29 protein-coding genes and 1 tRNA gene are annotated in these 25,374 nt (G+C 67.7%); 17 read left to right on the top strand and 13 right to left on the bottom strand.

Features of this window, described 5'->3' with window-relative positions:
- Positions 1–4: 4 nt before the first annotated feature.
- The 3 genes from ACZYZF_RS19140 to nth are packed head-to-tail and all read right to left on the bottom strand — an operon-like array spanning position 5 to position 2,142.
- A complete protein-coding gene (locus tag ACZYZF_RS19140; protein WP_463743917.1) occupies positions 5–790 on the bottom strand; it encodes an NUDIX hydrolase in 786 nt (261 codons plus the stop codon).
- Positions 791–800: 10 nt separating this feature from the next.
- Positions 801–1,454: a TlpA family protein disulfide reductase gene (locus tag ACZYZF_RS19135; protein WP_463743916.1), complete on the bottom strand. Its 654-nt coding sequence runs from the start codon at positions 1,452–1,454 to the stop codon at positions 801–803.
- 7 nt (positions 1,455–1,461) lie between these two features.
- Positions 1,462–2,142 (bottom strand): endonuclease III, encoded by a 681-nt coding sequence (gene nth / locus ACZYZF_RS19130; protein WP_463744186.1) that lies wholly within the window; start codon positions 2,140–2,142, stop codon positions 1,462–1,464.
- Positions 2,143–2,646: 504 nt separating this feature from the next.
- Here nth and crp point away from each other — a divergent pair.
- Positions 2,647–3,321: a cAMP-activated global transcriptional regulator CRP gene (gene crp, locus ACZYZF_RS19125; protein ID WP_003883807.1), complete on the top strand. Its 675-nt coding sequence runs from the start codon at positions 2,647–2,649 to the stop codon at positions 3,319–3,321.
- A 67-nt stretch (positions 3,322–3,388) separates the two neighbouring features.
- On the opposite strand, the gene ACZYZF_RS19120 is transcribed toward crp, so the two are convergent.
- Genes ACZYZF_RS19120 through ACZYZF_RS19110 form a run of 3 tightly spaced genes read right to left on the bottom strand, consistent with a single transcriptional unit; the run spans position 3,389 to position 4,805 of the window.
- Positions 3,389–4,195, bottom strand: coding sequence for an MBL fold metallo-hydrolase (locus ACZYZF_RS19120; protein WP_463743915.1), 807 nt, complete (start codon positions 4,193–4,195; stop codon positions 3,389–3,391).
- Positions 4,192–4,647, bottom strand: coding sequence for a RidA family protein (locus ACZYZF_RS19115; RefSeq protein WP_463743914.1), 456 nt, complete (start codon positions 4,645–4,647; stop codon positions 4,192–4,194). Before ACZYZF_RS19115 ends, ACZYZF_RS19120 begins: the two co-directional genes overlap by 4 nt.
- The gene (locus ACZYZF_RS19110) at positions 4,644–4,805 is read right to left on the bottom strand and encodes a DUF4177 domain-containing protein (RefSeq protein WP_075908995.1); all 162 of its coding nucleotides are present in this window, start codon (positions 4,803–4,805) and stop codon (positions 4,644–4,646) included. Before ACZYZF_RS19110 ends, ACZYZF_RS19115 begins: the two co-directional genes overlap by 4 nt.
- A 44-nt stretch (positions 4,806–4,849) precedes the next feature.
- Here ACZYZF_RS19110 and bagA point away from each other — a divergent pair, with 44 nt between their 5' ends.
- Positions 4,850–5,881, top strand: a complete 1,032-nt coding sequence (gene bagA, locus ACZYZF_RS19105; protein ID WP_463744185.1) for an ATPase BagA — start codon at positions 4,850–4,852, stop codon at positions 5,879–5,881.
- A 26-nt stretch (positions 5,882–5,907) separates the two neighbouring features.
- Complete coding sequence (gene bagB, locus ACZYZF_RS19100; RefSeq protein ID WP_463744184.1) at positions 5,908–7,011, top strand: ATPase BagB; 1,104 nt, start codon at positions 5,908–5,910, stop codon at positions 7,009–7,011.
- Between the two features lie 39 nt (positions 7,012–7,050).
- On the opposite strand, the gene ACZYZF_RS19095 is transcribed toward bagB, so the two are convergent.
- Positions 7,051–7,380, bottom strand: a complete 330-nt coding sequence (locus tag ACZYZF_RS19095) for a WhiB family transcriptional regulator (RefSeq protein WP_454792607.1) — start codon at positions 7,378–7,380, stop codon at positions 7,051–7,053.
- 325 nt (positions 7,381–7,705) lie between these two features.
- On the opposite strand from ACZYZF_RS19095, the gene ponA2 reads away from it, so the two are divergent.
- From ponA2 to ACZYZF_RS19075, 4 genes are all read left to right on the top strand, one after another.
- Positions 7,706–10,156, top strand: a complete 2,451-nt coding sequence (ponA2, locus tag ACZYZF_RS19090; RefSeq protein WP_463836497.1) for a transglycosylase/D,D-transpeptidase PonA2 — start codon at positions 7,706–7,708, stop codon at positions 10,154–10,156.
- Between the two features lie 27 nt (positions 10,157–10,183).
- On the top strand, positions 10,184–11,128 hold the full coding sequence (locus ACZYZF_RS19085; RefSeq protein ID WP_463836496.1) for a metallophosphoesterase: 945 nt from the start codon (positions 10,184–10,186) through the stop codon (positions 11,126–11,128).
- On the top strand, positions 11,125–12,231 hold the full coding sequence (gene cds1 / locus ACZYZF_RS19080; RefSeq protein ID WP_463743911.1) for an L-cysteine desulfhydrase Cds1: 1,107 nt from the start codon (positions 11,125–11,127) through the stop codon (positions 12,229–12,231). The genes ACZYZF_RS19085 and cds1 overlap by 4 nt, the downstream gene beginning before the upstream one ends.
- Positions 12,232–12,495: 264 nt before the next feature.
- A tRNA-Pro gene (locus ACZYZF_RS19075) sits at positions 12,496–12,569 on the top strand.
- 270 nt (positions 12,570–12,839) lie between these two features.
- On the opposite strand, the gene ACZYZF_RS19070 is transcribed toward ACZYZF_RS19075, so the two are convergent.
- Together ACZYZF_RS19070 and ACZYZF_RS19065 are read right to left on the bottom strand one after the other, a co-directional pair.
- A complete protein-coding gene (locus ACZYZF_RS19070) occupies positions 12,840–13,094 on the bottom strand; it encodes a hypothetical protein (RefSeq protein ID WP_463836495.1) in 255 nt (84 codons plus the stop codon).
- Between the two features lie 119 nt (positions 13,095–13,213).
- Positions 13,214–14,344, bottom strand: coding sequence for a serine/threonine-protein kinase (locus ACZYZF_RS19065; protein WP_463836494.1), 1,131 nt, complete (start codon positions 14,342–14,344; stop codon positions 13,214–13,216).
- Between the two features lie 77 nt (positions 14,345–14,421).
- Here ACZYZF_RS19065 and ACZYZF_RS19060 point away from each other — a divergent pair, with 77 nt between their 5' ends.
- The 3 genes from ACZYZF_RS19060 to ACZYZF_RS19050 are packed head-to-tail and all read left to right on the top strand — an operon-like array spanning position 14,422 to position 16,449.
- Positions 14,422–14,919: an SRPBCC family protein gene (locus ACZYZF_RS19060; RefSeq protein ID WP_463743908.1), complete on the top strand. Its 498-nt coding sequence runs from the start codon at positions 14,422–14,424 to the stop codon at positions 14,917–14,919.
- A 36-nt stretch (positions 14,920–14,955) separates the two neighbouring features.
- Positions 14,956–15,744, top strand: a complete 789-nt coding sequence (locus ACZYZF_RS19055) for an acyl-CoA thioesterase (protein ID WP_463743907.1) — start codon at positions 14,956–14,958, stop codon at positions 15,742–15,744.
- Between the two features lie 42 nt (positions 15,745–15,786).
- Positions 15,787–16,449 carry a phosphodiesterase gene (locus ACZYZF_RS19050; RefSeq protein ID WP_463836493.1) on the top strand — a complete coding sequence of 221 codons (663 nt, stop codon included), beginning with the start codon at positions 15,787–15,789 and terminating at the stop codon, positions 16,447–16,449.
- A 31-nt stretch (positions 16,450–16,480) separates the two neighbouring features.
- Here ACZYZF_RS19050 and ACZYZF_RS19045 read toward each other — a convergent pair whose 3' ends face one another.
- Genes ACZYZF_RS19045 through ACZYZF_RS19035 form a run of 3 tightly spaced genes read right to left on the bottom strand, consistent with a single transcriptional unit; the run spans position 16,481 to position 17,859 of the window.
- Entirely contained in the window at positions 16,481–16,645 is a 165-nt protein-coding gene (locus ACZYZF_RS19045; RefSeq protein WP_463743905.1) for a hypothetical protein, read from the bottom strand.
- 52 nt (positions 16,646–16,697) lie between these two features.
- A complete protein-coding gene (locus ACZYZF_RS19040) occupies positions 16,698–17,162 on the bottom strand; it encodes a GatB/YqeY domain-containing protein (RefSeq protein WP_463743904.1) in 465 nt (154 codons plus the stop codon).
- A gap of 19 nt (positions 17,163–17,181) precedes the next feature.
- On the bottom strand, positions 17,182–17,859 hold the full coding sequence (locus ACZYZF_RS19035) for an SIMPL domain-containing protein (protein ID WP_463743903.1): 678 nt from the start codon (positions 17,857–17,859) through the stop codon (positions 17,182–17,184).
- A 40-nt stretch (positions 17,860–17,899) separates the two neighbouring features.
- Between ACZYZF_RS19035 and ACZYZF_RS19030 the strand changes: the two genes are divergently transcribed.
- Genes ACZYZF_RS19030 through ACZYZF_RS19010 form a run of 5 tightly spaced genes read left to right on the top strand, consistent with a single transcriptional unit; the run spans position 17,900 to position 22,877 of the window.
- Positions 17,900–18,871 (top strand): DUF7847 domain-containing protein, encoded by a 972-nt coding sequence (locus ACZYZF_RS19030; protein WP_463743902.1) that lies wholly within the window; start codon positions 17,900–17,902, stop codon positions 18,869–18,871.
- A 1-nt stretch (position 18,872) separates the two neighbouring features.
- Positions 18,873–19,460, top strand: coding sequence for a DUF4129 domain-containing protein (locus tag ACZYZF_RS19025; protein ID WP_463836492.1), 588 nt, complete (start codon positions 18,873–18,875; stop codon positions 19,458–19,460).
- Positions 19,457–20,584: a DUF4350 domain-containing protein gene (locus ACZYZF_RS19020; RefSeq protein WP_463836491.1), complete on the top strand. Its 1,128-nt coding sequence runs from the start codon at positions 19,457–19,459 to the stop codon at positions 20,582–20,584. Before ACZYZF_RS19025 ends, ACZYZF_RS19020 begins: the two co-directional genes overlap by 4 nt.
- Positions 20,581–21,555 carry an AAA family ATPase gene (locus ACZYZF_RS19015; RefSeq protein WP_463743899.1) on the top strand — a complete coding sequence of 325 codons (975 nt, stop codon included), beginning with the start codon at positions 20,581–20,583 and terminating at the stop codon, positions 21,553–21,555. The genes ACZYZF_RS19020 and ACZYZF_RS19015 overlap by 4 nt, the downstream gene beginning before the upstream one ends.
- Positions 21,555–22,877, top strand: a complete 1,323-nt coding sequence (locus ACZYZF_RS19010) for a DUF58 domain-containing protein (RefSeq protein ID WP_463836490.1) — start codon at positions 21,555–21,557, stop codon at positions 22,875–22,877. Before ACZYZF_RS19015 ends, ACZYZF_RS19010 begins: the two co-directional genes overlap by 1 nt.
- Here ACZYZF_RS19010 and ACZYZF_RS19005 read toward each other — a convergent pair.
- Positions 22,874–23,866, bottom strand: coding sequence for a stage II sporulation protein M (locus ACZYZF_RS19005; protein WP_463836489.1), 993 nt, complete (start codon positions 23,864–23,866; stop codon positions 22,874–22,876). The genes ACZYZF_RS19010 and ACZYZF_RS19005 overlap by 4 nt on opposite strands.
- A gap of 32 nt (positions 23,867–23,898) precedes the next feature.
- Between ACZYZF_RS19005 and ACZYZF_RS19000 the strand changes: the two genes are divergently transcribed.
- Positions 23,899–24,729, top strand: a complete 831-nt coding sequence (locus tag ACZYZF_RS19000) for an RDD family protein (protein ID WP_463743896.1) — start codon at positions 23,899–23,901, stop codon at positions 24,727–24,729.
- Between the two features lie 52 nt (positions 24,730–24,781).
- Positions 24,782–25,357, top strand: coding sequence for a TetR/AcrR family transcriptional regulator (locus ACZYZF_RS18995; RefSeq protein WP_463743895.1), 576 nt, complete (start codon positions 24,782–24,784; stop codon positions 25,355–25,357).
- The last annotated feature ends 17 nt before the right edge of the window (positions 25,358–25,374 follow it).

Here is a 25,374-nt window from a genome sequence, read left to right as displayed (position 1 = left end):
CACTTCAACATTGGGCTTCACCGTAACCGTTGTGATGCCCGACAAGGGCCATTGCGTCGTCGAGTCCGCGCACGTCGTCGGTGTTCCACGGTTTGGCCCAACCGGCGACGTCGAGAATCGCCGAGATGACCTGGCCGGTGAAACCCCATACCAACATCTCGTTGAGGAGGAACGCGGGCCCGGCGAACTGGCTGGTGTTGGCCTCCCGATACACCATGAGGCGGTTCTCCGGGTTGATGAAGGCGCGCACCGGAACCCGGGCGACGACGGCGGTCTCGGATTCGTTGACCACGGCGACGGGCCCTGGGTCGGGCGAGTAGGCCAGCACCGGGACCACATGGAACCCGGACGGCGGGATGAACATCTTCTCCAGCGTCGCCAACGGGGCGAGCCGGCTGGTGTCGATGCCCGTCTCTTCCCACGCCTCACGGAAGGCCGTGCCCACCGGCCCGTCGTCGCCGGGATCGGTCGCCCCGCCGGGGAACGCGGCCTGGCCGGCGTGGTGACGCAGAGTCGAGGCGCGGACCGTCACGAGCAGGTCGGCGTCTTCGGGAAGGATCGCGGGCGTGCCCCCGGACGGGCCCGCCGGACCGGAGAACAGCACCAGCACTGCGGCGTCGCGCCGCGCACCGGCCTGGGCGGCTTGATTGTTGGCTTCGACGATGCCCGCCAGCACTTCCGGGGGAACCCGTCGCCGGTAGGCGTCCGGCACCCGGTCGAGGTTGTCCACCAGCGGTTTGAGCCAGGCCGGAGCGGCACCCGGGAACAGCCCATCGCGCGTCGATCTCACCCCGGTGCTCCTATCGGCTAGAGCGGATCTTCTCGTCGACCGCCGCCGCGATCTCGTCGGCGCTCACGAAGGATCGGGGTAGGGTCCCGGCCACGCTACCGTCCGAGCGCAGCACCACCGTCGCAGGCATGACGTTGGGCACCTTGAGGGCGGCCGCGATCAGTCGGCGACCGTCCTGCAGAGTCGGCAGCCGTACTCCGAGTTCGGCCAGACGCACCAGCGCCGCCGTCTCGTTCTCGTCCTGGTGCACGGTCACGACCAGCACGTCGTCGCCGACGCGACGCTGGTATGCGGCCATCGCCGGGAGCTCGTCGGCACATGGCCCGCACCAGTACGCCCAGAGGTTGAGCACCACGGTCCGGCCGGCCAGCGCGCGGGCCACATCCACGGACTTCCCGTCACCGGCGCATTCCAGGGTGATGCCGCGCAGCGCCCCAGAATCGGGCCCGGCCCCGTTCCCCGGTCCGGGGCACGGCGGCAGATCCGCGCGGGCCCGGGGGCCGGCCAGGGCCTCGGGCGTATCGGCATCGCGGTGATCACGGGACGTGGACTGCCCGGCCCCGGCCTGCGGTGCGGGCTCGTCACGCAATTCCATCCAGAACGCGGCGCCCAGCGCCACCAGGATCACCAGCACCACGACGGTCCAGCGGGCCGATCGACTCATCGTGTGTTCACAGCCCGGCCAGCGCCAGCAGATGCTCGGTTTCGGGACCTTTGACCAGTGCGGCGGCTGTGGGCGGATCGGTGGGCCCGAGCCCGAACGACGGGCAGTCCTTGGCCAGTACGCACACGCCGCATGCCGGCTTGCGGGCGTGGCAGACGCGGCGGCCGTGGAAGATCACCCGGTGGCTGAGCAGGGTCCATTCCTTGCGTTCTATGAGCTCACCGATCGCGAACTCGACCTTGACCGGGTCTTCCTCAGCGGTCCAGTGCCAGCGGCGCACCAGCCGTCCGAAATGGGTGTCGACGGTGATCCCGGGGATGTCGAAGGCGTTGCCCAGGATGACGTTGGCGGTCTTGCGCCCCACCCCGGGCAGCGTCACCAGGTCCTCGATGTTGTCGGGCACCTCGCCGTCGAACCGGGCCACCAGCTCCTGGCCCAGCCGGATCAGCGAGTTGGTCTTGTTCCGGTAGAACCCGGTGGGCCGGATCAGCTCCTCCATCTCGGTGCGATCGGCCTGCGCATAGTCCAGTGCCGTGCGGTATTTGAGGAACAGGGCGGGCGTCGTCAGGTTCACCCGTTTATCGGTGCTCTGTGCCGACAAGATGGTCGCGACCGCCAGCTCCAGCGGATTGGTGAAGTCCAGCTCGCAGTAGACGTGTGGAAATGCCCGAGCGAGTTCACGATTCATCCGTCGAGCCCGACGAACCAGGCCCAGGTGGGTTTCGGTGTCCCACTTCTTGGACCGGCGCGTTTTCCCTGTTGGGGCGGCAGCTTCAGTCACGTCGATCAGCGTACTGACCTCGCCGGACATTCTCCTGCGCGGACCGGTGATGATTCGTGACCCCACTGAGACCTACGCCGTGTTAACTACTGCCTTGTGTCGTGGTTGCTGGTAGCGCTCATTCCGGGGTTGCTCATGCTGGCGGCGTTCGGGCTCGAGCGGCTGGAATCGGGTTTGGACCGAAAGCCCGTGCCGGCGGCGGCCGTGCCGCGGGTCAAGCCGGTGCTCCTCGACGTCGAGAGTGAGCGTTTGCCGACGCGCTACTACGAACCGCAGGCCATAAATACCGGGTTTCCTGCGTCTCGACCTGTCAATCGTGTGTAGCGTGGGCTAGTCGCGAAACCGCGTACCTCTAGACTGAGCAGGAAATATCAGTAAGAGGACAACACACCCAATAGCTTAAGGGGCAACGTGGACGAGATCCTGGCCAGGGCCGGAATCTTCCAGGGCGTCGAACCGACCGCCGTTTCGGCGCTGACGAAGCAGTTGCAGCCCGTCGACTTTCCGCGCGGGCATACGGTCTTCGCCGAGGGCGAGCCCGGCGACCGCCTGTACATCATCATTTCCGGCAAGGTGAAGATCGGCCGCCGTTCACCGGACGGCCGGGAGAACCTGCTGACCATCATGGGGCCGTCGGACATGTTCGGTGAGCTGTCGATCTTCGACCCGGGGCCTCGTACCTCGAGCGCCACCACCATCACCGAGGTGCGCGCGGTGTCGATGGACCGCGACGCGCTGCGCGCGTGGATCGCCGACCGTCCTGAGATCGCCGAGCAGCTGCTGCGGGTGCTCGCGCGTCGTCTGCGCCGCACCAACAACAACCTGGCCGACCTGATCTTCACGGACGTTCCCGGCCGGGTGGCCAAGCAGCTGCTGCAGCTGGCCCAGCGGTTCGGAACCCAGGAGGGCGGCGCGCTGCGCGTCACGCACGATCTCACGCAGGAAGAGATCGCCCAGCTCGTCGGCGCTTCCCGCGAGACCGTCAACAAGGCACTGGCCGATTTCGCCCACCGCGGTTGGATCCGGCTGGAGGGCAAGAGCGTCCTGATCAGCGACAGCGAGAGGTTGGCGCGCCGCGCGCGCTAGCCTCTCCGCCGAGCAGACACAAAACTGCCCCTTTTCATTGGAAAAGGGGCAGTTTTCTGTCTGTCCGCTAGGCCGTCAGGTAATCCAACTGAGCCTGCACCGACTTCTCGGCGGCATCCCAAAGTTTCTGGTCGACATCGGTATAGACGTGCTCGACGACCTGACGGGCCGAGGCGTCCTCGCCGAGTTCTCGTAGTGCTGCCCGGATCTGGTCCAACCGCTCCTCGCGGTGCGCCAGGTACATCGTGGTCACCGCATGAAGATCGGGAAGGTCGGGTCCGTGGCCGGGAAGTACCGGGCGGGCGCCCAGGCCTTGCAGCCGGCGCAGCGAGTCCAGGTAGTCACGCAGGCTGCCGTCCTCGGTGTCGATGACGGTCGTGCCGCGGCCCAGCACGGTGTCGGCGGTCAGCACCGCCCCTGGTCCGTTGTCGTCGTCGAGCACGAAGCTGAGTGAGTCGACGGTGTGGCCGGGCGTGGCCATCACCTTGATCCGCAGACCGGCCGCGTCGATCACCTCGCCGTCGCTCAACGGGCCGCCGAGGCCTCGCAGGAAGCCACTACCGACCGAGCGGACGGTGGCGCCCGTCAGGTCCACGAGCTTGTCGATGCCGCCGGTGTGGTCCTCGTGCTTGTGACTGATCAATACCAACGCGACGGTGCCCAGTTCGGCGATGCGGGCGATGTGCGCCTCATCGTCGGGACCGGGGTCGACGACGACGATCTCGTCGCTGCCCCGGCCGCGCAGGACCCACGTGTTGGTGCCTTCCAAGGTCATCAGCCCCGGGTTGTCGCAGAGGAGTACGGAAGCCGACACCGCATCCGTTTCGATGACCGGCCGCAACAGCCCGTAGGCCGGGTGCTCGGCTGCCGTCACGCCGTTTCGGCGATGATCTCGACTTCGACCGGCGCGTTACGCGGCAGTTCCGACACGCCGACGGCCGAACGCGCATGAGCGCCCGCCTCGCCGAAGATCTCGCCGAACAGTTCGGAGGCGCCGTTGACGACGCCGGGTTGTCCGCTGAATCCGGGTGCGGAGGCGACGAACCCGGTCACCTTGATGATTCGGACGACGGAGTCGATGCCGACCAGCGCATGCACGGCGGCCAACGCGTTGAGGCCGCAGACCCGGGCCAGTTCGTGACCCTGCTCCGGGCTGATGTCCGCGCCAACCTTGCCGGTGGCCAGCAGCTCACCGGCCTGGATCGGCAGTTGACCGGCGGTGTAGACCAGGTTGCCGGTTCGTACCGCGGGCACGTAGGCGGCCAGCGGCGCGACCACGTCGGGCAGTTCGATCCCGAGTTCGGCCAGCTTCGCGGTGACCGTCATTTCGGCCGCTTCAAGTAGGCGACATGCTGCTCACCGGTCGGGCCCGGCAGCACCGACACCAGCTCCCATCCGTCCTGACCCCACTGATCGAGGATCTGTTTGGTCGCATGGGTCAACAACGGCACCGTGGCGTATTCCCACCGGGTTGGTTCGCTCATGACCCGAGCCTATCGGGCGGACGCTCAGGCTTGGTTAGCATGCACTGGTGGCAACCACAGAGAGCGGCGCCAAACACGTCGGCTGGCCGTCAAGGCTGACAAAGGCCCGGCTCCATTTCGTATCCGGCAAGGGCGGCACCGGCAAGTCCACCGTCGCGGCGGCATTGGCACTGGCCTTGGCGGCCGGCGGCCGCAAGGTGCTGCTGGTCGAGGTCGAGGAACGTCAGGGCATCGCGCAGCTGTTCGACGTGCCGCCGCTGCCGTACGAGGAAGTCAAGGTGGCCACCGCCGATGGCGGTGGCCAGGTCAACGCGCTCGCGATCGACATCGAGGCCGCATTCCTGGAGTACCTCGACATGTTCTACAACCTGGGCCTGGCCGGCCGGGCGATGCGCCGCATCGGGGCGATCGAGTTCGCGACCACGATCGCGCCCGGTCTGCGTGACGTGCTGCTCACCGGCAAGATCAAAGAGATCGTGACGCGCACTTCCAAGGACGCAAAGGGCAAGCGCGGCGTTTATGACGCCGTGGTGGTGGATTCCCCTCCCACCGGCCGTATTCCGCGATTCTTGGACGTCACCAAGGCGGTCTCTGACCTCGCCAAGGGTGGGCCCGTGCACTCGCAGGCCGATGGCGTGGTCAAGCTGCTGCACTCCGAGCAGACGGCGATCCATCTGGTGACGCTGCTGGAAGCGCTGCCGATCCAGGAGACCCTGGAGGCGATCGACGAGCTCACCGAGATGGGACTGCCGATCGGCAGCGTCATCGTCAACCGCAACATCCCGGCGTACCTACCCGCCGAGGATCTGGCCAAGGCCGCCGAGGGTGACATTGATGCCGACGCCGTCCAGGCAGGCCTGCGGAAGACCGGTATTACGTTGGCGGACAACGATTTCGCCGGCCTTCTTACCGAGTCCATCCAGCACGCCACCCGGATCTCGGCACGTGCCGAGAGTGCCGAACTGCTCGACGCCATCGATGTACCCCGCCTGGAGTTGCCGGCGCTGGCCGACGGTGTGGACCTGGGCAGCCTGTACGAACTCGCCGAAGCACTCGAACAGCAGGGGGTCAGATAGTGAGCACCAAACCGCCCGCCCTTGACATGCACACAATCCTGTCCGACACCGCCAACCGCGTCGTAGTCTGTTGCGGCGCAGGCGGAGTCGGCAAGACCACCACTGCGGCCGCGATGGCGTTGCGCGCCGCCGAGTACGGCCGCACCGTCGTGGTACTCACGATCGACCCGGCCAAGCGATTGGCCCAGGCGCTCGGGATCAAGGATCTCGGAAACACCCCGCAGCGGGTTCCGTTGGCCCCGGAGGTCACCGGTGAGTTGCACGCGATGATGCTGGACATGCGCCGCACATTCGACGAGATGGTGGTGCAGTACTCCGGCTCGGACCGCGCCGATTCGATTCTGGAGAACCAGTTCTACCAAACCGTGGCGACCTCGCTGGCCGGCACGCAGGAGTACATGGCGATGGAGAAACTCGGCCAGCTCCTGGCCGAGGACAAGTGGGATCTGGTGGTGGTGGACACCCCGCCGTCACGCAACGCGCTGGACTTCCTCGACGCTCCGAAGCGGTTGGGCAGCTTCATGGACAGCCGGCTGTGGCGGATGCTGCTGGCGCCCGGGCGCGGGATCGGCCGCTTGGTCACCGGCGCCGTCGGGCTCGCGATGAAGGCCCTGTCCACTGTGCTGGGATCGCAAATGCTCTCCGATGCAGCAGGTTTCGTCCAATCACTGGACGCGACTTTCGGCGGGTTCCGAGAGAAGGCCGACCGCACCTACGAATTGCTCAAGCGCCGCGGAACCCAGTTCGTGGTGGTGTCGGCGGCAGAGCCCGACGCGCTGCGCGAGGCCTCGTTCTTCGTCGACCGACTGTCGAACGAGCACATGCCGCTGGCCGGTCTGATCCTCAACCGCACCCATCCCACGCTGTGCGAACTTCACGCCGACAAGGCCGAGGAAGCCGCCGACGAGTTGGCGGCCGAGGATCCGAATTCGCTGGCCGCAGCCGTGCTGCGCATCCACGCCGACCGGGCACACACCGCCAAGCGCGAGGTGCGGCTGCTGTCCCGGTTCACCGGGGCCAATCCGCATGTGGCGATCGTCGGGGTGCCGTCGCTGCCGTTCGATGTATCCGATCTCGACGCGCTGCGCGCGATTGCCGATCAGATCACCGGAGTGGCCGAGCCCGCCTGATATCAGGCGGGCTCTGCGGGGATTGCCGGATCGGCGCGGTCAGACCGCGCTGCGGTGGTGCTTGCGCTGGGCGGCGAAGAACTCGGCCCACGAATTGACTTCGGGGTGCTGCTTGAGCAGGGCACGACGCTGACGTTCGGTCATTCCGCCCCAGACGCCGAACTCCACGCGGTTGTCCAGCGCGTCGGCACCACACTCGAGGATCACGGGGCAGTGCCGGCAGATCACCGCGGCTTTGCGTTGCGCAGCACCGCGGACGAACAGCTCGTCCGGATCGGCCTGACGGCAGCGCGCCTGCGAAACCCACGCGATCCGGGCTTCACCCTCACCTCGGTGGACCAGGTTGGTGGCGGGGGCGGAAGCGTTCATGTTGTCTGCGACAGTTCGTGTACCTGACACCAGCGATCCCTTCGTTCCTGCCATCTCCCCAGATGGCGGGCTTTGAACCTTCCGGTGTAGAACGCCATTGCGATCTACGCCACATTGCGCCAGCCCGTGTTACCTGGATCGCACTGTGTGTCCAAGCTAGGTGGTCAGAGGGTATTAACGCAACAGTTTGTGGACCACTTTTTTGGGACGGCCGTCCCGTCTGACCGGCATTTGGGCGCACTGCGGTGTTTCTGCAGGCAAGCGGGATGTGCCCAGGGGCCTGCTCTCAGAAAGTGCCGCTCGGCGAGCTGGCTACTCTGTACCCATGCCGGAGCCGCCGACACGACCGCCCGCGCAGCCACCCCAAGCGGTCACCATCATCAAGCTCGCCTGGTGCTGCCTGCTGGCGAGCGTGCTGGTGGCCACGTTCATGTTCCCCTTGGTGGGTGGATTCGGCCTGATGTCCAACCGGGCCTCCGACGTGGTCGCCAATGGCTCGGCCGCCCTGGTCGACGGTGAGGTTCCGCAGGTCTCGACCATGGTCGACGCCAAGGGCAACACCATTGCGTGGCTGTATTCGCAGCGCCGCTTCGAGGTGCCGAGCGACCAGATCGCCAACACGATGAAGCTCGCCCTGGTCTCCATCGAGGACAAGCGTTTCGCTGAACACAACGGCGTCGACTGGCAGGGCACGCTGACCGGCCTGACCGGATACATGCGCGGCGACTCGGACACCCGCGGCGGTTCGACGATCGAGCAGCAGTATGTGAAGAACTACCAGCTGCTGGTGATCGCCCAGACCGAGGCTGAGCGCCGCGCCGCCATCGAGACCACCCCGGCGCGCAAGCTGCGTGAGATCCGGATGGCCCTCACGTTGGACAAGACGTTCACCAAGCCCGAGATCCTGACCCGCTATCTCAACCTGGTCTCGTTCGGCAACGGCGCGTTCGGCGTCCAGGACGCCGCACAGACCTACTTCGGAGTCAACGCCTCCGAGTTGAACTGGCAGCAGGCCGCGCTGCTGGCCGGCATGGTGCAGTCCACCAGTGCGCTGAACCCCTACACCAACCCCGACGGCGCCTTGGCCCGCCGGAACCTGGTGCTGGACACCATGATCGACAACATCCCCCAGGAGGCCGAGGCCCTGCGCGCCGCCAAGCAGCAGCCGCTGGGCATCCTGCCGCAGCCCAACGAGTTGCCGCGCGGCTGCATCGCCGCCGGTGACCGGGCGTTCTTCTGCGATTACGCGCTGGAGTACCTGGCCCGCGCCGGGCTTTCCAAAGAGCAGGTGGCCAAGGGCGGTTATCTGATCAAGACCACGCTGGATCCCGATGTGCAGGGTTCGGTGAAGTCGTCGATCGACAGCATCGCCCGCCCGGATGCGCCGGGCATCGCCAGCGTGATGAGCGTGATCAAGCCGGGCAAAGAATCCCATCCGGTCCTGGCGATGGGCAGCAATCGCACCTACGGTCTGAACACCGACGCCGGCGAGACCATGCAGCCGCAGCCCTTCTCGCTCGTCGGCGACGGTGCCGGGTCGATCTTCAAGATCTTCACCACGGCCGCGGCCATGGATATGGGAATGGGCATCAACACCCAACTGGCGGTGCCCGGGTCCTTCCAAGCCAAAGGGCTGGGCAGCAGCGACACCCCGGGTTGCCCGAAGGACACCTGGTGTGTGAAGAACGCCGGCGGCTACCGGGGTTCGATGAGTGTCACCGATGCCCTGGCCACCTCGCCGAACACCGCATTCGCCAAGCTGATCTCGCAGATCGGCGTCCAGCGGTCCGTCGACATGGCGGTCAAGCTGGGGCTGCGGTCCTACGCGTTGCCCGGCACCGCCCGCGACTACGACCCGGAGAGCAACGAGAGCCTGGCCGACTTCGTCAAGCGCCAGAACATCGGCTCCTTCACCCTGGGCCCCATCGAGGTCAACGCGCTCGAGTTGTCCAATGTGGCCGCCACCTTGGCCTCCGGCGGCACCTGGTGCCCGCCCAACCCGATCGCCCAGGTGCTCGACCGCCACGGTCAGGAGGTGTCGGTGACCACCGAGACCTGCGATCAGGCGGTGCCCGAGGGCCTGGCCAACACGCTGGCCAACGCGATGAGCAAGGACGACCAGGCCGGCGGCACCGCCTCCGGTTCGGCCGGTTCGGTGGGCTGGGACCTTCCGATGTCGGGTAAGACCGGCACCACCGAGGCCCACCGCTCGTCGGGCTTCCTGGGCTTCACCAACCAGTACGCCGCGGCCAACTACATCTACGACGATTCCACCAGTCCCGGCGAGCTGTGCTCGTTCCCCCTGCGCCAGTGCGGGGACGGCGACCTGTTCGGTGGAAACGAGCCGGCCCGCACCTGGTTCACGGCGCTGAAACCGATCGCGAACAGCTTCGGCCCGGTGGTCATGCCGCCGACCGATCCGCGCTACGTCGACGGCGGCCCCGGCTCGGTGGTGCCGACCGTGACGGGACTGGATGAGACGGCCGCGCGTCAGCGGCTCAAGGAGTCCGGATTCCAGGTGGCCGACGGCGCCGCTTCGGTCAACAGCAGTTCGCGCTACGGGACCGTGGTCGGCACGGCGCCCAGCGGACAGACGATTCCGGGCTCGATCATCACGATCCAGATCAGCAACGGGATTCCGCCGGCCCCACCGCCGCCCCCAGTGGCATTCCCGTTCCCCGGCGGCCCGCCGCCCGAGATCGGTCAGACGGTTGTCGAGATCCCGGGACTGCCGCCGATCACCGTTCCGGTGCTCGGGCCTCCACCGCCCCCGTGAGGACACGTTCGCAGTAGGCTTGCCTGCATGTCAGTCAAGAAGGCAGCGGCCATCACCGCCGGTTCGCTGGTCGCCGGGATCGGCTACGCGTCCCTGATCGAGCGCAATGCGTTCGTGCTGCGGGAAGCGACCATGCCGGTACTGGCGCCTGGCTCCTCGCCCCTGCGAGTGCTGCACCTGTCCGATCTGCACATGCGTCCCAATCAGCGCCGCAAGCAGGCCTGGTTGCGTGATTTGGCGCGCCTTGAGCCCGATCTGGTGGTCAACACCGGCGACAACCTGGCCCATCCCAAGGCAGTGCCCGCGGTGGTGCAGTCACTGAGCGATCTGCTTTCGGCGCCCGGCCTATTCGTGTTCGGCAGCAACGACTATTTCGCGCCGCGCTTGAAGAACCCGCTGAACTACGTCACCAACCCTCAACACCGGACGCACGGTGAGCCGCTGCCATGGCAGGACCTGCGCGCGGCGTTCACCGAACGCGGCTGGCTCGACATGACCCACATCCGTCGCGACGTCGAGGTGGCCGGGCAGCACATCGCGGTGGGCGGGGTCGACGATCCGCATCTCAAACGCGACCGCTACGACACCATCGCCGGCCGGGCCAACGGTGCGGCGAACCTGACGTTGGGGCTCACACACTCCCCCGAACCGCGGGTGCTGGACCGCTTCGCAGCCGACGGCTACCAGCTGGTGCTGGCCGGGCACACCCACGGCGGGCAACTGTGCCTGCCGTTCTACGGCGCCATCGTGACCAACTGCGAGCTGGACCGGTCCCGGGCCAAGGGCGCCTCGAAGTGGGGATCGCACATGCAGCTGCATGTGTCGGCGGGAATCGGCACATCGCCGTTCGCGCCGGTACGGTTCTGCTGCCGTCCCGAGGCCACCTTGTTGACGCTCGTCGCGGCGCCGACCGGCGGCGGCCACGTCGGGATCAGGGCCGGGCAGTCCAGCCCCGCCGTCTCGGCCCGGTGAGCCAGCCGGGCTGCACCGCCTCGCGTCCCCGGCCACGCCGGTGGGTCGACAATGCGGTGCGGCTGATCGAGGCCGATTCCAAGCGCAGCGCCGACACCCATCTACTGCGCTACCCACTGCCGACGGTCTGGCGCGACGACATTGACGTCGCGCTGTATCTCAAGGACGAGTCGACGCACATCACCGGCAGCCTCAAGCACCGGCTGGCCCGGTCCCTGTTCCTGTACGGGTTGTGCAACGGCTGGATCGGTGAGGGCACCACGATCATCGAGGCGTCCTCGGGGTCGACGGCCGTGTCCGAGGCCTACTTCGCAGCGCTGCTGGGGCTGCCGTTCATCGCAGTCGTGCCGGCCTCGACCAGTGGCTCCAAGATCGCATTGATCGAAGCCCAGGGTGGCCGTTGCCATTTCGTCGCCCAGTCCTCGCAGGTATACGCCGAGGCCCAACGGTTGGCCGAGGAGACCGGCGGGCACTATCTGGACCAGTTCACCAATGCCGAGCGGGCGACCGACTGGCGCGGCAACAACAACATCGCCGAGTCGATCTACGAGCAGATGCGTCTCGAACCACATCCGGTTCCGGAGTGGATCGTCGTGGGGGCCGGCACCGGCGGCACCAGTGCGACCATCGGTCGCTACATCCGCTACCGCAGGCATGCCACACAGTTGTGTGTCGTCGACCCGGAGAATTCGGCGTTCTTCCCCGGCTATGCGCAGGGCCGCGATGACGTCGTCACGGGCGCGTCCTCACGTATCGAGGGCATCGGCAGGCCGCGCGTGGAGCCGTCGTTCCTGCCCGGCGTGGTCGACCGGATGATTGCCGTCCCCGACTGCGGATCGGTCGCCGCGGCGCATCACGCCAGCCGGGTATTGGGCCGTCGGGTCGGGCCGTCGACCGGCACCAATCTGTGGGGCGCGTTCGGCCTGTTGGCCGAGATGATCGCGCACGGCCGCAGCGGATCGGTGGTGACCCTGCTGGCCGATAGCGGCGACCGCTACGCGGATACCTACTTCGATGCGGACTGGCTCAGCGCCCAGGGACTGGACCTGTCGGAGTCCGCGGAGGTGCTCTCGGAGTTCGAGTGCTCAGGCAGCTGGTCCTGATCCGTCTCGGCCGTCAGGAACAGCCAAAACGCTGCCAGGGCGAAGAACCCCAGGTAGATGGTGGCGCCCAGGACGGTCATGATGTGAATAACGCCACCGATAGCTCGTTGCTTCCCGGTTTCTCGCCGATTTCTACCTGAGGGCTGTGAAACGTCCCGCCAACAACCCTCAAGTGGAAAACGACGACGATCCGTGGCGCGTCGGCGCAGACATGGCCGTTTGGCTTTCGAGGTACCCGGTGCGATACGCTGTCGGAGCTTCACGCGGGGTGTGGCGCAGCTTGGTAGCGCGCTTCGTTCGGGACGAAGAGGTCGTGGGTTCGAATCCCGCCACCCCGACTCGTGTGTCCGCAAGTGAGAGGCCCTGACTGGTTATCCGGTTCAGGGCCTTCTTGCTTTCTGGCCCGCAGTTGGTCCGGTAGCGGATTTCAGAGCATTCCTGATTCGCCATTGCGCCGGCGAGATCGATGAGTGCATGCTGACCGCGCCGGGGGCGGCTTTCCCGAAATCGCAAGGTACCCAGTCAGTTACGCCGCGCCTGACGCCTGGCCGATATACGACGCGGTAGCCCCGATCATCGACGGTGCGTCGACAGCTGGTACAGCTCGCCTATCCCGGTAGTCCTTGTTCTTCCGGCGGCAGTGGAGCAGGTCCCTTGATTCCCGGAGTGGCCATGGGGATCTCGGGTGCCTGCGCCGGGTTGGATGGCGTGATGGTTACCCCGGTCTGCATCGGAGATGACGGCTCGAACCCGAGAAGAGAGACGGGATGACTCTGCTGACCCCCGACGACCCCGAAGACACCCAGCGCAACGGCAGCGCACCCACCGATCACGGTGGCGACCTTGATGCCGAATTTACTCATAATCGAACCAATCCATCGAACGCATAGCTTTCCTATGCATTAGGGAACGTCGCGGCCCCGGCGTCTATTCCCAACCTCGGGCCTGTCCCCAGACGGATCGCCAAGCGGGTCAGGCGCCGTCAGCCATGCGGATGGCCTTTCTTGCCGTGGCCCTTGCCATTCCCATTGTCATTTCCGTTGCCGTGACCGTTCCAGTTGCCCCAGTCCCCTTCGTCCTCGGGCAGCGTCGGCGTGACGGTCGGGATGCTCGTCGCGGCAGGCACGGTCGGCGCGACAGAGGTGATCACCGGCGTCACGGCCGGCGCACGCTGCGGCGGCGGATCGGCGATCAGCAGCATCGCCCCGAGGATGACGGCAGCGACGACACCCGCGGCCGCCAGCACCCACCGGACCGGCGACCGACGAGGCGGCAGCGGGGCCGGCAGAAGCAGGGTCGCCGGTCGCGCAGGCGGCGCGGCGTGCAATGCCGCCCGCATCGCGGCAGCATCGGCGAAACGGTAGGCCGGGTCCCGCGCCATGGCACGCTCCAGCGCCTGAACCAGAGCAGGATCGACATCGGGGCGCAGCATGCCGATCGGCACCGGGGCTTCGTCGACGGCGGCGCGCATGGTGGCGATCGGGTGGTCCCGCGCGAAGGGCCGCCGCCCGGTCAGCGCCTCGTAGCCGAGCACACCGACGGAGTACAGATCGTCCGAGGCGGATGCCGCTTGTCCGGTAATCCGTTGCGGGCTCAGGTAATCCGGTGTGCCGAAGACCGTTCCAGCGTGGGTGTGGGCGGTTCCGGCGGTCTTGGCGATACCGAAGTCGGCAAGCTTGGCGGAGCCGGATGCGGTGATGAGAACGTTGCCGGGCTTGATGTCGCGGTGCAGGATGCCTGCACCGTGGGCGGCTGTCAGCGCGCCGAGGAGGTCGGCCAGCACCCAGCGCACGCGGTCGGCTGAAAGTGGTCCGGCCGCAATCTCTTCGGCCAGGGTGGGCCCGGGCAGTCGTTCCATCACGATGTACGGCGTGCCGTGGTCTTCACCGCTGTCGTGGACCGCGACGATGTTGGGGTGGTTGAGTGCGGCAGCGGCCCGCGCTTCGTCCTCGAATCGCCGACGCGTGAACTCGTCGGCGGCCAGGGCCGGATAGAGAAGTTTGATCGCGACCGGACGCGACAGCCTGGTGTCCCAGCCGTCACGCACCTCGGCCATGCCGCCGCGGCCGAGCACGCCACGTAGCTCGTAGCGGTCGGCGAGCGCCGCCGTCATAGGTCTCCCTCCGGTATGCGCGTGTATCCGAGTATCCCGCAGTGACGTGCCGGGGCATTCCAGGGCATGCTGGCACCATGCCCCGGTTCACGCTGGAACCCGCCGACTCGGACTTCTTCACGACCGCGCCGCACATCTTCACCTATCGGAAGCGTTTCGCGGCACCGCCGGAAAAGGTATGGGAGTCGCTCGTATCCGATGAGTCCCTGGCCGCCTGGGGGCCGTCGGTCAAGGACGTGACCTGGTTGGCGCCGCGGCCGTTCGGCGTCGGCACCTCCCGCGAGGTGACGCTGGCGCCCGGGGTGGTCCGGGTGCACGAGACGTTCTTCCGGTGGGAGGACGGCCGCCGGTATTCGTTCACCGTCGATCACGCCAGCATTCCGTCGCTGCGCCGGTTCGCCGAGGATTACCTGGTCGAACCCGCCGGCGACGGGCAGACGCAGTTCACCTGGATCGTCGCGATCGAACCGAAGCCGCTGTTCGCGATCCCGTTCAAGGGCCTGGCGCCGGTGGTCAAAGCGGCGTTCGGGCGGCTGGCCTCCGATGGCCGGCGCTATTTCGCCGAGCAGGTGTGAGCGCGGTCCCAACCAAGCAGTTGATAGCCTCGGCCGATGGCCGCGCTGAGCTGGATCGCCCAACTGTTGCAGTTCGATCGTCACGGCGATGACTTCTGCGTTCGCGAGCCGCGCCGAGGTGCGGTAGAGCGGTTGTTCGGCGGCCTGATCGCGGCGCAGTCACTGGCGGCGGCCGGAGCCACGGTCGACGACGGCAAACTCCCGCAATCGCTGCACGCCTACTTTGTCCGCGGCGGACGCTACGACGCCGACGTCGAGTTCCACGTCGACCGCATTCGGGACGGACGCGCGTTCGCCACCCGCCATGTCACCGCCAGCCAGGGCGGGGCGGTGATCCTGGAGATGATCGCGTCGTTCCACCATCCCGAACCGGGACTCGACTGGTTCCCGGATGCACCGCCGGCGCTGGAGTTCGCCACGGCGGTTCCCAAGGCCGAGGTGTTGGATTTCGGTGACAAGTTCGAATTGCGAACCACTCACGACGACGCCTCGGAGTTCGCCATCCCGCCGTTCTGGGTGAGGGCCAGCACCCCGATCGAGGACGATCCGCTGATCCGCGCCTGCACGCTGACGTTCATGTCCGATCTCGGTCCGGTGCCCTCGGCACTACCTCCGACGGTGCCGCTACGGTCGGACCTCGGCTTCGCCGCCAGCCTGGATCATTCGATCTGGTTTCACCGCCCGTTCCACCCGGAGCACTGGCACCGCTATGAGATCCGGCCGGCCAACCACAACGACTCGCGGGGTCTGGCGGTCGGTTCCCTCTATGACGCCGACTCCACGCTGATCGCCAGCGTCACCCAAGAAGCACTCTGGCGGATCTAGCCCGGCACGTTTGCAAGGCCGCCGCGGCGGGCAGTCGGTGGCATGAAGATCTCCGATGTCGCGTCCTGGCCGATCGAGTTCGGTGCTGCGGTGCGGCACCGGCGGCTGTTCCACCCGAACGGCGTGCTGGCACGCGGCGCCCTCGAGCGCACGGCGCCCCCCAGCAGGGGACTGCCGCTCTACTCGTGTGACGTCGTCGGGCGATTGTCCAAAGGGATCGGCACACCCGATTCCGTGCCGGACATTGCCGGCCTGGCCTGGCGGATGCCACCGCAACTGTCCGGCACACCGTGGGATGTGCTGCTGGCCTCGACCCTGGCCGGCAATCGATTTGTGTTGTGGCCGGCCAATTCCTGGGCGGGGATCACGTTCTCGAGCGTGATGCCGTTGCGTTTCGGCGGTGCACTGTGGTGGCTGCGGGCTCGCCTGACCACCGAGTTCGACGGCGGCGGGCTCTGCCTCGACAGCGTCAACAGTCAGTTGGAACGTGGTGGGGTCCAGTTGGACATCGAACAATCCCCCGTCACCGGCGAATTCGAGCCATTGGCCCGGTTGTCACTGCTCGAGAAGCTCCCGCACGGCCGCGACGTCTCGTTCGACCCCGCGCTGCACGAGGCCGACGGTGTCCGCCTGGTGCCCAACTGGCTGGCCGACGTTCGACGCACCGCGTATCACAGCAGCCGTGTCGGGCGTTCCGCTGAATAGCCTCGCGGCGTGACACTGCCCGGAGTCAGGCTCAGTCGGGTGGTTCCTGGCTGGTGCTCTCGGTGGTGTCCACGTCCGGGGTGTCCTCCGGCACATTCTTGACCCGAGCCCGCCGTGCGGCGGCATCAGCTTTGTCGCCTTTGCCGCCGTGATCCGCCCCGTGCTCTCCGTCGTAGATCCCTTTACCCGTTGGCATCTAGCTGAGATACCCGTCGCCATGAGTTTCAACCCGATGGCCGGGGCAGGACCTAAAGCCGCGCCTTGACCGCTGCCGACAACCGCGCACCGTCGGCCTTGCCCGCGGCAATGGCTGTGGCGGCCTTCATCACCTGGCCCATCTGGCGCATGCCCGGCCGTTCCCCGATCTGCTCGGCGACCTGCGCGATGGCGGTGTCGGCGACGTCGGCCAGCTCGGCATCGGTCAGCGGGGTGGGCAGGTATTCGTCGATGACCCGGGCCTCGGCGTGTTCCCCAGCCGCCAGTTCCCCCCGGCCGTTCTGGGTGTAGATCTCGGCCGCCTCGCCACGCTTCTTCGATTCACGGGCCAGCACCGCGATCACCTCGGCGTCGGACAGTTCGCGGGCCTGTTTACCCGAGACCTCCTCGCTCTGGATCGCCGCCAGCACCATGCGCAGGGTGGCGGTGCGCAGTTTGTCCTGCGACTTCATCGCGCCGGTCAGATCCGCGCGCAGCTTGTCCTTGAGGTCGGCCATAGCGTCAACCTAGCTGCGATCAGTTCTCGCCCGCCACGAATTTGGCGTCGACCGACATCGAGACCTCGATATCGGCGGGCGCGAATTCGAGTTGAGGTGCCCCGCCGCCGCCTGCGGGCGCCGCCATGGCCCGCACGAATCCCGGCCCGGACGCCCCCGCGGGGCTGTGCCCCAACATTCCGGCGTCGCCGATCGCCACCGGCCGCACCGGACCGAGAGCAAGCGCATCGGAGTAGCGCTGGGCACGGATGACGGCGTCCTGCACGGCGCGGGTGTGTACCTGGGCGACGAGCTCATCGCGATGCTCGGTGGTCAGGGCCCATTCGATCCGCGACAACGAAAAGCCGCCCGTCTCGGTGACGTGGCCGCCGACCCATCGCGACAGGGCGGTGAAGTCGCTGAACTTGACCTTGATGTCGACGCTGGCATGGTGCACCAGCGGCAGCTGCTTGCCCTCGTTGTTCCAGGGCCGGTTGGCCCAGGTGCGCACCTGGCCGGTGGACCACCACGTGACCGGGCCGGCATCGGGCTGGTGCAGTGGGGTGATAGTGGATTTCACCGTGTCCAGATCACGGACCACCCGCTCGTAGACCGGTTCGATCGCCGGCCCCTCGTAGCCGAGCGTCGCGTGGACCGTTGCACGTTCGGGCGACTGAAAAGCGGAAAAAGAGCCCTGCACGATGATCTCGGTCGGCATGGGGTCCACCGTAGTTGCTGGCGGGAACTACGGTGAAAGGATGACGAGCGGTCGGCCATATTTGGGGAGTGTCATTCCGCTTCGCCCGTTGAGCCTGACCGACATCCTCAACGGAGCCGTCGCCTACGTCCGCACCAATCCGAAAGCGACGCTGGGTCTGGCCACCGTGGTCGTTCTCGCGTCGCAGATCATCACGCTTGCACTGCAAGTCGGGCCACTGTCGGCACTCGGCGAATTCGACTCGACGGTGCAGGGTGAGGCGCCGTCGCCCGGGACGCTCGCGGTGTTCGCCACCGGCGCGTTCGTCGGCATCGTCGTCACGACGCTTGCCTCGCTTCTGCTCAGCGGCATGCTCACGGTGGTGATCGGTCGCTCGGTATTCGGCGGGAGCATCACCATCGGTGAGGCCTGGCGGCGGCTCCGCGGACGGTTACCCGCGCTGATCGGGTTGACGGTGCTGCAGGCCCTGGCCCTGGTCGTCTTCGCCGGCGGGGTCGCCGTCGTGATCGTCGGTGCAGACGCGCTCGGCGGCGGGCTGGCGGCGTTCGCCGTCGGGGCGCCGCTGGTGCTGCTCACCCTGGTCGGTGTGCTCTACGTGTCGACGGTTCTGCTGTTCGCCCCCGCGGTGATCGTGCTGGAACACCGCGGCATCGTCGATGCGGTCAAACGGTCATTCGCGTTGGTGAACAAGGACTTCTGGCGCGTCTTCGGCATCTGGGTGCTGTCCTCGATCGTGGCCTCGGTGATCGCCTGGGGGGTGGGTGCGCCGTTCAACGTGGCCGGGCAGATCATGTCGATGGTCGCCGACGGCCCGACGGTGCCGGCGCTGATCCTCGGTGCCGTCGGCGCCGCGATCGGGCAGATCGTCACCGCGCCGTTCAGTGCGGGCGTGGTGGTCCTGCTCTACGCCGACCGGCGGTTCCGGGCCGAGGCGTTCGACCTGATGTTGCAGACGGGTGCGGGTGCACCGGTGGAAACTGCCGACCAACTATGGCTGCCGCGGTACGTCTGAGGTGACAGGCATCGACATCGACCGCGACGCTGCGCACGACGCTGCGCAGAACGAGCTGACCAAGCCGATCTACCCCCGGGCTTCACCGACCGATCAGATCGGGGACTGGCTCAAGGATCTGCTGTACCGGATCACCGCCGCAGGATCCACGATCCCCGGTGGCTGGTTCACCATCTCGGTGCTTGCCATCCTGCTCGTGGTGGCCGTCGTGGTGGCGGTGCGGATCGCACGGCGCACCATGCGTACTGCGCGCGGCGCGGACCGTGCCCTGTTCGGCAGCGCGGAGCTCAGCGCCGCGCAGCACCGCTCCATCGCTGAACAATATGCCGCACAAGGAGATTGGTCGTCCGCGATTCGCCACCGGGTCCGCGCCCTGGCCCGTCGCCTTGAGGAGACCGGGGTTCTCGACGCGGTCCCGGGTCGTACTGCCACCGAACTCGCGCGCGACGCCGCGGCGGCGCTACCGGGTCTGTCGGCCCAACTTTTCAGCGCGGCCACCACATTCAACGACGTCACCTACGGCGAACTACCGGGTACCGAATCGGCCTACCGGCAGATCGCCGCGCTCGACGAGGCCCGGGTGCCATGACCACTGCTTCGGTCAAACACCGATTCCGCACGGCACGCTGGGTCCTGTTGGCATTCGCCGTCATCGTCGCGGTGGCCGTGGCGACGGTGTATCTGACCGCACCGCGCCCGGGTGGCGCGATGGATCCCGAGTCGACGTCGCCGGAGGGCACGCACGCGTTGGTCAGTCTGTTGCGGGATCACGGGGTCGAAGTGATCACCGCCGACGATGTCGACGCGGTGAAACGCGCCGCCCGGCCCGGCACCTTGCTGGTGGTGGCGCAGACGATGTTCCTGTCCAGCGACAAGACCGTGGGCCGGCTCATCGATACCCCCGGGGATCTGCTGCTGATCGCGCCGTCCGGGCTCACGCGGGAGAAGCTGGCCCCGCAGATCCGGCTCGGGAAACCGACGGAGTTCGGCGGCGACGAGCCGGATTGTGAACTGCCCGAGGCAAACCGGGCCGGAACAACGCAGCTCGGCACCACCGATACCTACACCGCGGCCGACGGTATACCGCTGACATCGTGCTACGACGGCGCGCTGGTCCGCTACCGCGATGGCCGGCGCACCGTCACCGTGATCGGCACCGGCTCCTTCATGACGAACTCGCGCCTGCTCAAAGAGGGCAACGCGGCACTGGCGATGAATCTGGCCGGGGCTGCTCCGCGGATGATCTGGTATGCGCCACAGCATTTCGAGGCCGAGTCGACCGGGGATGGCACGCTGTCGGATCTGATGCCGCCGCAGGTCCGGTGGATCGTACTGCAGTTGTGTCTGGTGGTCGCACTGTTGGCGGTGGCGCAGGCGCGACGCCTCGGTCCGCTGGTCGCCGAATCCCTGCCGGTGGTGGTCCGCGCTTCGGAGACGGTCGAGGGACGTGGACGGCTGTACCGCTCCCGCCGCGCGCGGGACCGCGCCGCCGACGCGTTACGCACCGCGGTGCTGGGCCGCCTGTTGCCGAGGCTCGGCCTGACCTCCGCCGCGGCACCGCACGCCGTCGCGGCCGCTGTCGCCGCGCGCTGCGGCACCGCGTCGAACACGGTCGGTCACATCCTGTTCGGCCCACCGCCTGCCACCGACGCCGAACTCGTCCACCTCGCACATCAACTCGACGACATCGAAAGGCAGGTCGCGCAGTCGTGACTCAGCCCAACCCGGAGACCACCGCCTCGAAAAACGCCCGTGAAGCACTACTGGCCCTGCGCAATGAGATCGCCAAGGTGGTGGTCGGTCAGGATGCGGTGATCAGCGGACTCGTGGTCGCGCTGCTCTGCCGCGGGCATGTTCTGCTGGAGGGTGTGCCCGGGGTGGCCAAGACCCTGCTGGTGCGCACCCTGGCGGCGGCCCTTCAGTTGGAGTTCAAGCGCGTGCAGTTCACGCCGGACCTGATGCCCGGCGACGTCACCGGTTCCCTGGTTTACGACGCGCGTACCGCCGAGTTCGAGTTCCGCGCCGGTCCGGTGTTCACCAACCTGCTGCTGGCCGATGAGATCAACCGGACACCGCCGAAAACCCAAGCGGCGCTTCTGGAGGCCATGGAGGAGCGTCAGGTCAGCGTCGACGGCACACCCCGGCTGCTGCCCGATCCGTTCATCGTGGCGGCCACCCAGAACCCGATCGAGTACGAGGGCACCTATCAGCTGCCCGAGGCCCAGCTGGACCGTTTCCTGCTCAAGCTCACGGTGCCGTTGCCGCCGCGGGATCAGGAGATCGCGATCCTGAGCCGGCACGCACAGGGCTTCGACCCGCGCGACCTGTCGGCCGTGCGGCCGGTGGCCGGGGCTGCCGAGCTGGCCGCCGGGCGCGAGGCGGTGCGCCAGGTGCTGGTCGGTGACGAGGTGTTGGGCTACATCGTCGACATCGTCGGGGCCACCCGGCATTCCCCGTCGCTCCAACTCGGCGTGTCACCACGCGGTGCGACTGCTCTGCTGGCCACGGCACGGTCCTGGGCCTGGTTGTCCGGCCGCAACTACGTCGCCCCTGACGACGTCAAGGCGATGGCCAGGTCCACGCTGCGCCACCGGGTGGCGCTGCGTCCGGAGGCCGAACTCGAAGGCGCCACCTCCGACGGAGTGCTGGACGGCATCCTGGCCGCCGTCCCGGTGCCACGCTGATGGTTCTCACCGGCCGCGCCGGTCTGGTGGCACTGGTGTGCGTGCTGCCGGTCGCGTTGGCCCCATGGCCGGCAATGGCTTTCGTGGTGCTGGCGGCGCTGTTGGCCGGGGCCGTGGCAGCCGATGTCGCGCTCGCCGGCCGCATCGGCGGATTGGAGATCAGCCGCGGCGGCGAGTCGACCACCCGCCTGGGCCAGACCGTCGACGCCGTGCTCACCGTGCACAACACCGGACGACGGGCAGTGCGTGGTGCGGTTCGCGATGCCTGGCCGCCCAGCGCGTCGGCGCAACCGCGCAAGCACCGCGTGAACATCGATGCGGGACAAAAGGTATCCCTGGTCACCCGGTTGCGTCCGGTGCGCCGCGGCGATCAGCGCTGCGAGCTGGTCACGGTGCGCTCGATCGGCCCGCTCGGGCTGGCCGGCCGCCAGCGTGCGCAGCGGCTGCCCGGCCAGGTGCGGGTCCTGCCACCCTTCCTGTCCCGCAAGCACCTGCCGTCCCGGCTGGCCAGGCTGCGGCAGCTGGACGGTGCAATCCCGGTGCTGATCCGCGGCCAGGGCACCGAATTCGATTCGCTGCGTGAATATGTCGTCGGTGACGATGTCCGCTCGATCGACTGGCGCGCCACGGCCCGGCGGGCCGACGTGGTGGTGCGCACCTGGCGCCCGGAGCGCGACCGGCGGGTGGTGATCGTGCTCGACACCGGACGCACCTCGGCGGGCCGGGTCGGGGTGGATCCGACCGCACTGGATCCGGGCGGGTGGCCACGACTGGACTGGTCGATGGACGCGGCGCTGCTACTGGCCGCGCTGGCCGCCCGCGCCGGGGATCACGTCGACTTCCTGGCCATCGACCGGGTCACGCGCGCCGGGGTATGGGGCGCCTCGCGCACCGAACTGCTGGCCGCGCTGGTCGCTGCGATGGCTCCGTTGCAGCCTGCGCTGGTGGAATCCGATGCAACCGCGATGGTTTCGGCGGTCTCGCGCCGGGTACGGGGCCGGGCGCTGGTGGTGCTGCTGACCGATTTGAACGCCTCGGCGCTCGACGAGGGGTTGATGACGGTGCTGCCGCTACTGTCGGCGCGCCATCAGCTTCTGCTGGCCGCGGTGTCCGATCCGCGGGTGGACCAGTTAGCGGCGGGTCGCTCCGACGCCGCGCAGATCTATGACGCTGCTGCCGCCGAGCGGGCCCGCAACGATCGCCGGGCCATCGCGTCGCGGCTTCGCGGCCACGGCGTCGACGTGGTCGATGCCCGCCCCGAAGACCTGGCGCCGGCGCTGGCCGACCACTATCTGGCGATGAAGGCCGCGGGCAAGCTCTAACCCGTCGGCACCACGTCGGGGGCGTCCTCGAGGTCGCCGCTCTCCCCGGCCCGTACGGCCTTGCGCCCGTAGTGGAACACGTAACCCAGGAAGGCGAGTTCGGCGGCCACACCGATTCCGATCCGCATCCAGGTGGGCAACGGCGACGGGGTCACCAGGGCCTCGATCAGACCAGATACCAGCAGGACGACGGCCAGCCCGATCGCGGCCGCCACCACCGCCCGGCCCTGTTCGGCGAGCACCTGCGACCGCGGTCGGTCACCGGGCGCGATCACCGTCCAGCCCAGCCGCATCCCCACCGCGGCGGCCAGGAACACTGCGGTCATCTCCAGCAGTCCGTGCGGCGTGATCAGGCCGAGGAACAGATCGCCTTTGCCTGCGCTGAACATCAGCCCGGCGATCAGGCCGAGGTTGGCCGCGTTCTGGAACAGCACGTACGGGATGGGCAGACCGAGCAGGATCGCGAAGGCGATGCACTGCGCGGCCACCCAGGAGTTGTTCACCCAAACCTGCAGGGCAAATGATGTGGCGGGGTGCTCGCTGTAGTACGACGCGAAGTCATGGTTGACCAATTCGTCGATCTCGCTGGGGGTTCCGATTGCCGCGTGCACATCCGGGTTGCCCGACACCCACAGCGCCAGCGCCACGGTCACGATGAAGAACGCCACTGCCGATCCCAGCCACCAGCGCCAGGACCGGTAGGCGACCACCGGGAAGGACACTGTCCAGAACCGGACGAATTCGCGCCAGAGCGGGGCGTGCGCTCCGGTGACCGCGGCACGTGCCCGGGCCACGAGCCCGGACAGCCGCCCCACCAGAACCGAATCCTGCGATGCCGACCGCACCATCGACAGGTGCGTGGAGACCCGCTGATAGAGGTCGACGAGCTCGTCCACCTCGGCGCCGGTCAACCGTCGGCGTCGTTTTATCAACTGTTCCAAGCGGTCCCAGGTGGGGCGATGGGCCACGACGAACGCATCGACATCCACGTGGCAAAGCGTAGTCGGTAGCGTGTGTCGTTATGGTTTGGCAGCCCGCGCCGGTGGTGACCGGGGACGCCGTCGTCCTCGACGTGGCGATCGCCCAGTTGCCGGTGCGCACGCTGGCCGCATTGATCGACATTCTGGTGATCGCCGTCGGCTATGTGACGGGGCTCGTGCTGTGGTCGATCACGCTGAGTCAGCTCGACGACGCGCTGTCGGCGGCCATCCTGATCATTTTCACGGTGCTGACCCTGGTGGGGTATCCGGTGGTGATGGAGACCGCGACCCGTGGCCGGTCGCTGGGCAAGATGGCCTTGGGCCTTCGGGTGGTGGCCGACGACGGCGGCCCGGAACGTTTCCGCCAGGCCCTCTTTCGCGGCCTGGCCGGATTCATCGAGATCTGGATGCTCACCGGTGGACCCGCGGTGATCTGCAGCCTGGTGTCTGCCAAGGGCAAACGCCTCGGCGACATCTTCGCCGGGACCGTGGTGATCAGCGAGCGCGGGCCCAGGCTGAACCCACCGCCGGTCATGCCGCCGGCGCTGGCCTGGTGGGCCGGCTCGCTGGAACTGTCGGGGCTCGGCCCCGAGCAGGCCGAACTGGCCAGGCAGTTCCTGTCCCGCTCGGCCCAACTCGATCCGCGGATACGCCATGAGATGGGACACCGGATCTTCGCCGAGGTGGCCTCGCGTATCTCACCCCCGCCGCCACCGGGCGCGCCGGTCGAATACGTGCTGGCCGCGGTGCTGGCCGAGCGGCACCGTCGGGCCCTTGCCCGGCTGATGCCGCAGGCCCAACCGATGCCCTATCCCTCGCAGTACCCGACCTATCCGTCGCCTCCCACCAGCGGATTCGCCCCTCCCGGCTAGATAGTGGGACACATGTGTCCCATTTTGGCCCAAATGTGCTACATTTTGATTCATGACCAATTCGGCGTCGACGCACAGCGGCCCGCGTGAGCGCACCCGCAAGGCGATTCTCGATGCCGCCATGACGGTCCTGGCCGACAACCCGTCGGCTTCCCTCAGCGATATCGCCACCGCCGCCGACGTCGGCCGCAGCACCGTGCACCGGTACTACCCGGAACGCTCCGATCTGCTGTGCGCCCTGGCTCGGCATGTCCACGAGCTCAGCAACGCGGCGATCGACCGCGCGGATCCCACTCACGGTCCGGCCGATGCGGCACTGCGCCGCGTCGTGGAAAGCCAACTCGACCTGGGCCCCATCGTGATCTTCGTCTACAGCGAGCCGACGATCCTGGCCGATCCCGAACTGGCGGCCTACCTGGACACCGGCGACGAGGCGATCGTCGAGGTGCTCAACCGGGCCTCTGTCGACAGGCCCGAATATCCCCCAGGATGGGCACGGCGGGTGTTCTGGGCCCTGCTGGACGCCGGCTACGAAGCCGCCAAGCAGGACGGCACCCCCCGCCATCAAATCGTCGACGCCATCATGACCAGCCTGACCGCGGGCACCATCCGTCTCCCGCGCGGCTGAACGAAACTTCCTTGGAG

This window comes from Mycobacterium sp. IDUB_24, assembly GCF_055419385.1.
This window is presented reverse-complemented; position numbering and strand designations above follow the sequence as displayed.

Coding starts and splice junctions, on each gene's coding strand:
- ACZYZF_RS19135 (WP_463743916.1), bottom strand. CDS start 1,454: ATGAGTCGATCGGCCCGCTGGACCGTCGTGGTGCTGGTGATCCTGGTG.
- nth (WP_463744186.1), bottom strand. CDS start 2,142: ATGAATCGTGAACTCGCTCGGGCATTTCCACACGTCTACTGCGAGCTG.
- ACZYZF_RS19115 (WP_463743914.1), bottom strand. CDS start 4,647: ATGACGGTCACCGCGAAGCTGGCCGAACTCGGGATCGAACTGCCCGAC.
- ACZYZF_RS19110 (WP_075908995.1), bottom strand. CDS start 4,805: ATGAGCGAACCAACCCGGTGGGAATACGCCACGGTGCCGTTGTTGACC.
- bagB (WP_463744184.1), top strand. CDS start 5,908: ATGCACACAATCCTGTCCGACACCGCCAACCGCGTCGTAGTCTGTTGC.
- ACZYZF_RS19095 (WP_454792607.1), bottom strand. CDS start 7,380: ATGAACGCTTCCGCCCCCGCCACCAACCTGGTCCACCGAGGTGAGGGT.
- ponA2 (WP_463836497.1), top strand. CDS start 7,706: ATGCCGGAGCCGCCGACACGACCGCCCGCGCAGCCACCCCAAGCGGTC.
- ACZYZF_RS19085 (WP_463836496.1), top strand. CDS start 10,184: ATGTCAGTCAAGAAGGCAGCGGCCATCACCGCCGGTTCGCTGGTCGCC.
- ACZYZF_RS19070 (WP_463836495.1), bottom strand. CDS start 13,094: ATGAGTAAATTCGGCATCAAGGTCGCCACCGTGATCGGTGGGTGCGCT.
- ACZYZF_RS19065 (WP_463836494.1), bottom strand. CDS start 14,344: ATGACGGCGGCGCTCGCCGACCGCTACGAGCTACGTGGCGTGCTCGGC.
- ACZYZF_RS19060 (WP_463743908.1), top strand. CDS start 14,422: ATGCCCCGGTTCACGCTGGAACCCGCCGACTCGGACTTCTTCACGACC.
- ACZYZF_RS19055 (WP_463743907.1), top strand. CDS start 14,956: ATGGCCGCGCTGAGCTGGATCGCCCAACTGTTGCAGTTCGATCGTCAC.
- ACZYZF_RS19050 (WP_463836493.1), top strand. CDS start 15,787: ATGAAGATCTCCGATGTCGCGTCCTGGCCGATCGAGTTCGGTGCTGCG.
- ACZYZF_RS19045 (WP_463743905.1), bottom strand. CDS start 16,645: ATGCCAACGGGTAAAGGGATCTACGACGGAGAGCACGGGGCGGATCAC.
- ACZYZF_RS19040 (WP_463743904.1), bottom strand. CDS start 17,162: ATGGCCGACCTCAAGGACAAGCTGCGCGCGGATCTGACCGGCGCGATG.
- ACZYZF_RS19035 (WP_463743903.1), bottom strand. CDS start 17,859: ATGCCGACCGAGATCATCGTGCAGGGCTCTTTTTCCGCTTTTCAGTCG.
- ACZYZF_RS19030 (WP_463743902.1), top strand. CDS start 17,900: ATGACGAGCGGTCGGCCATATTTGGGGAGTGTCATTCCGCTTCGCCCG.
- ACZYZF_RS19020 (WP_463836491.1), top strand. CDS start 19,457: ATGACCACTGCTTCGGTCAAACACCGATTCCGCACGGCACGCTGGGTC.
- ACZYZF_RS19010 (WP_463836490.1), top strand. CDS start 21,555: ATGGTTCTCACCGGCCGCGCCGGTCTGGTGGCACTGGTGTGCGTGCTG.
- ACZYZF_RS19000 (WP_463743896.1), top strand. CDS start 23,899: ATGGTTTGGCAGCCCGCGCCGGTGGTGACCGGGGACGCCGTCGTCCTC.
- ACZYZF_RS18995 (WP_463743895.1), top strand. CDS start 24,782: ATGACCAATTCGGCGTCGACGCACAGCGGCCCGCGTGAGCGCACCCGC.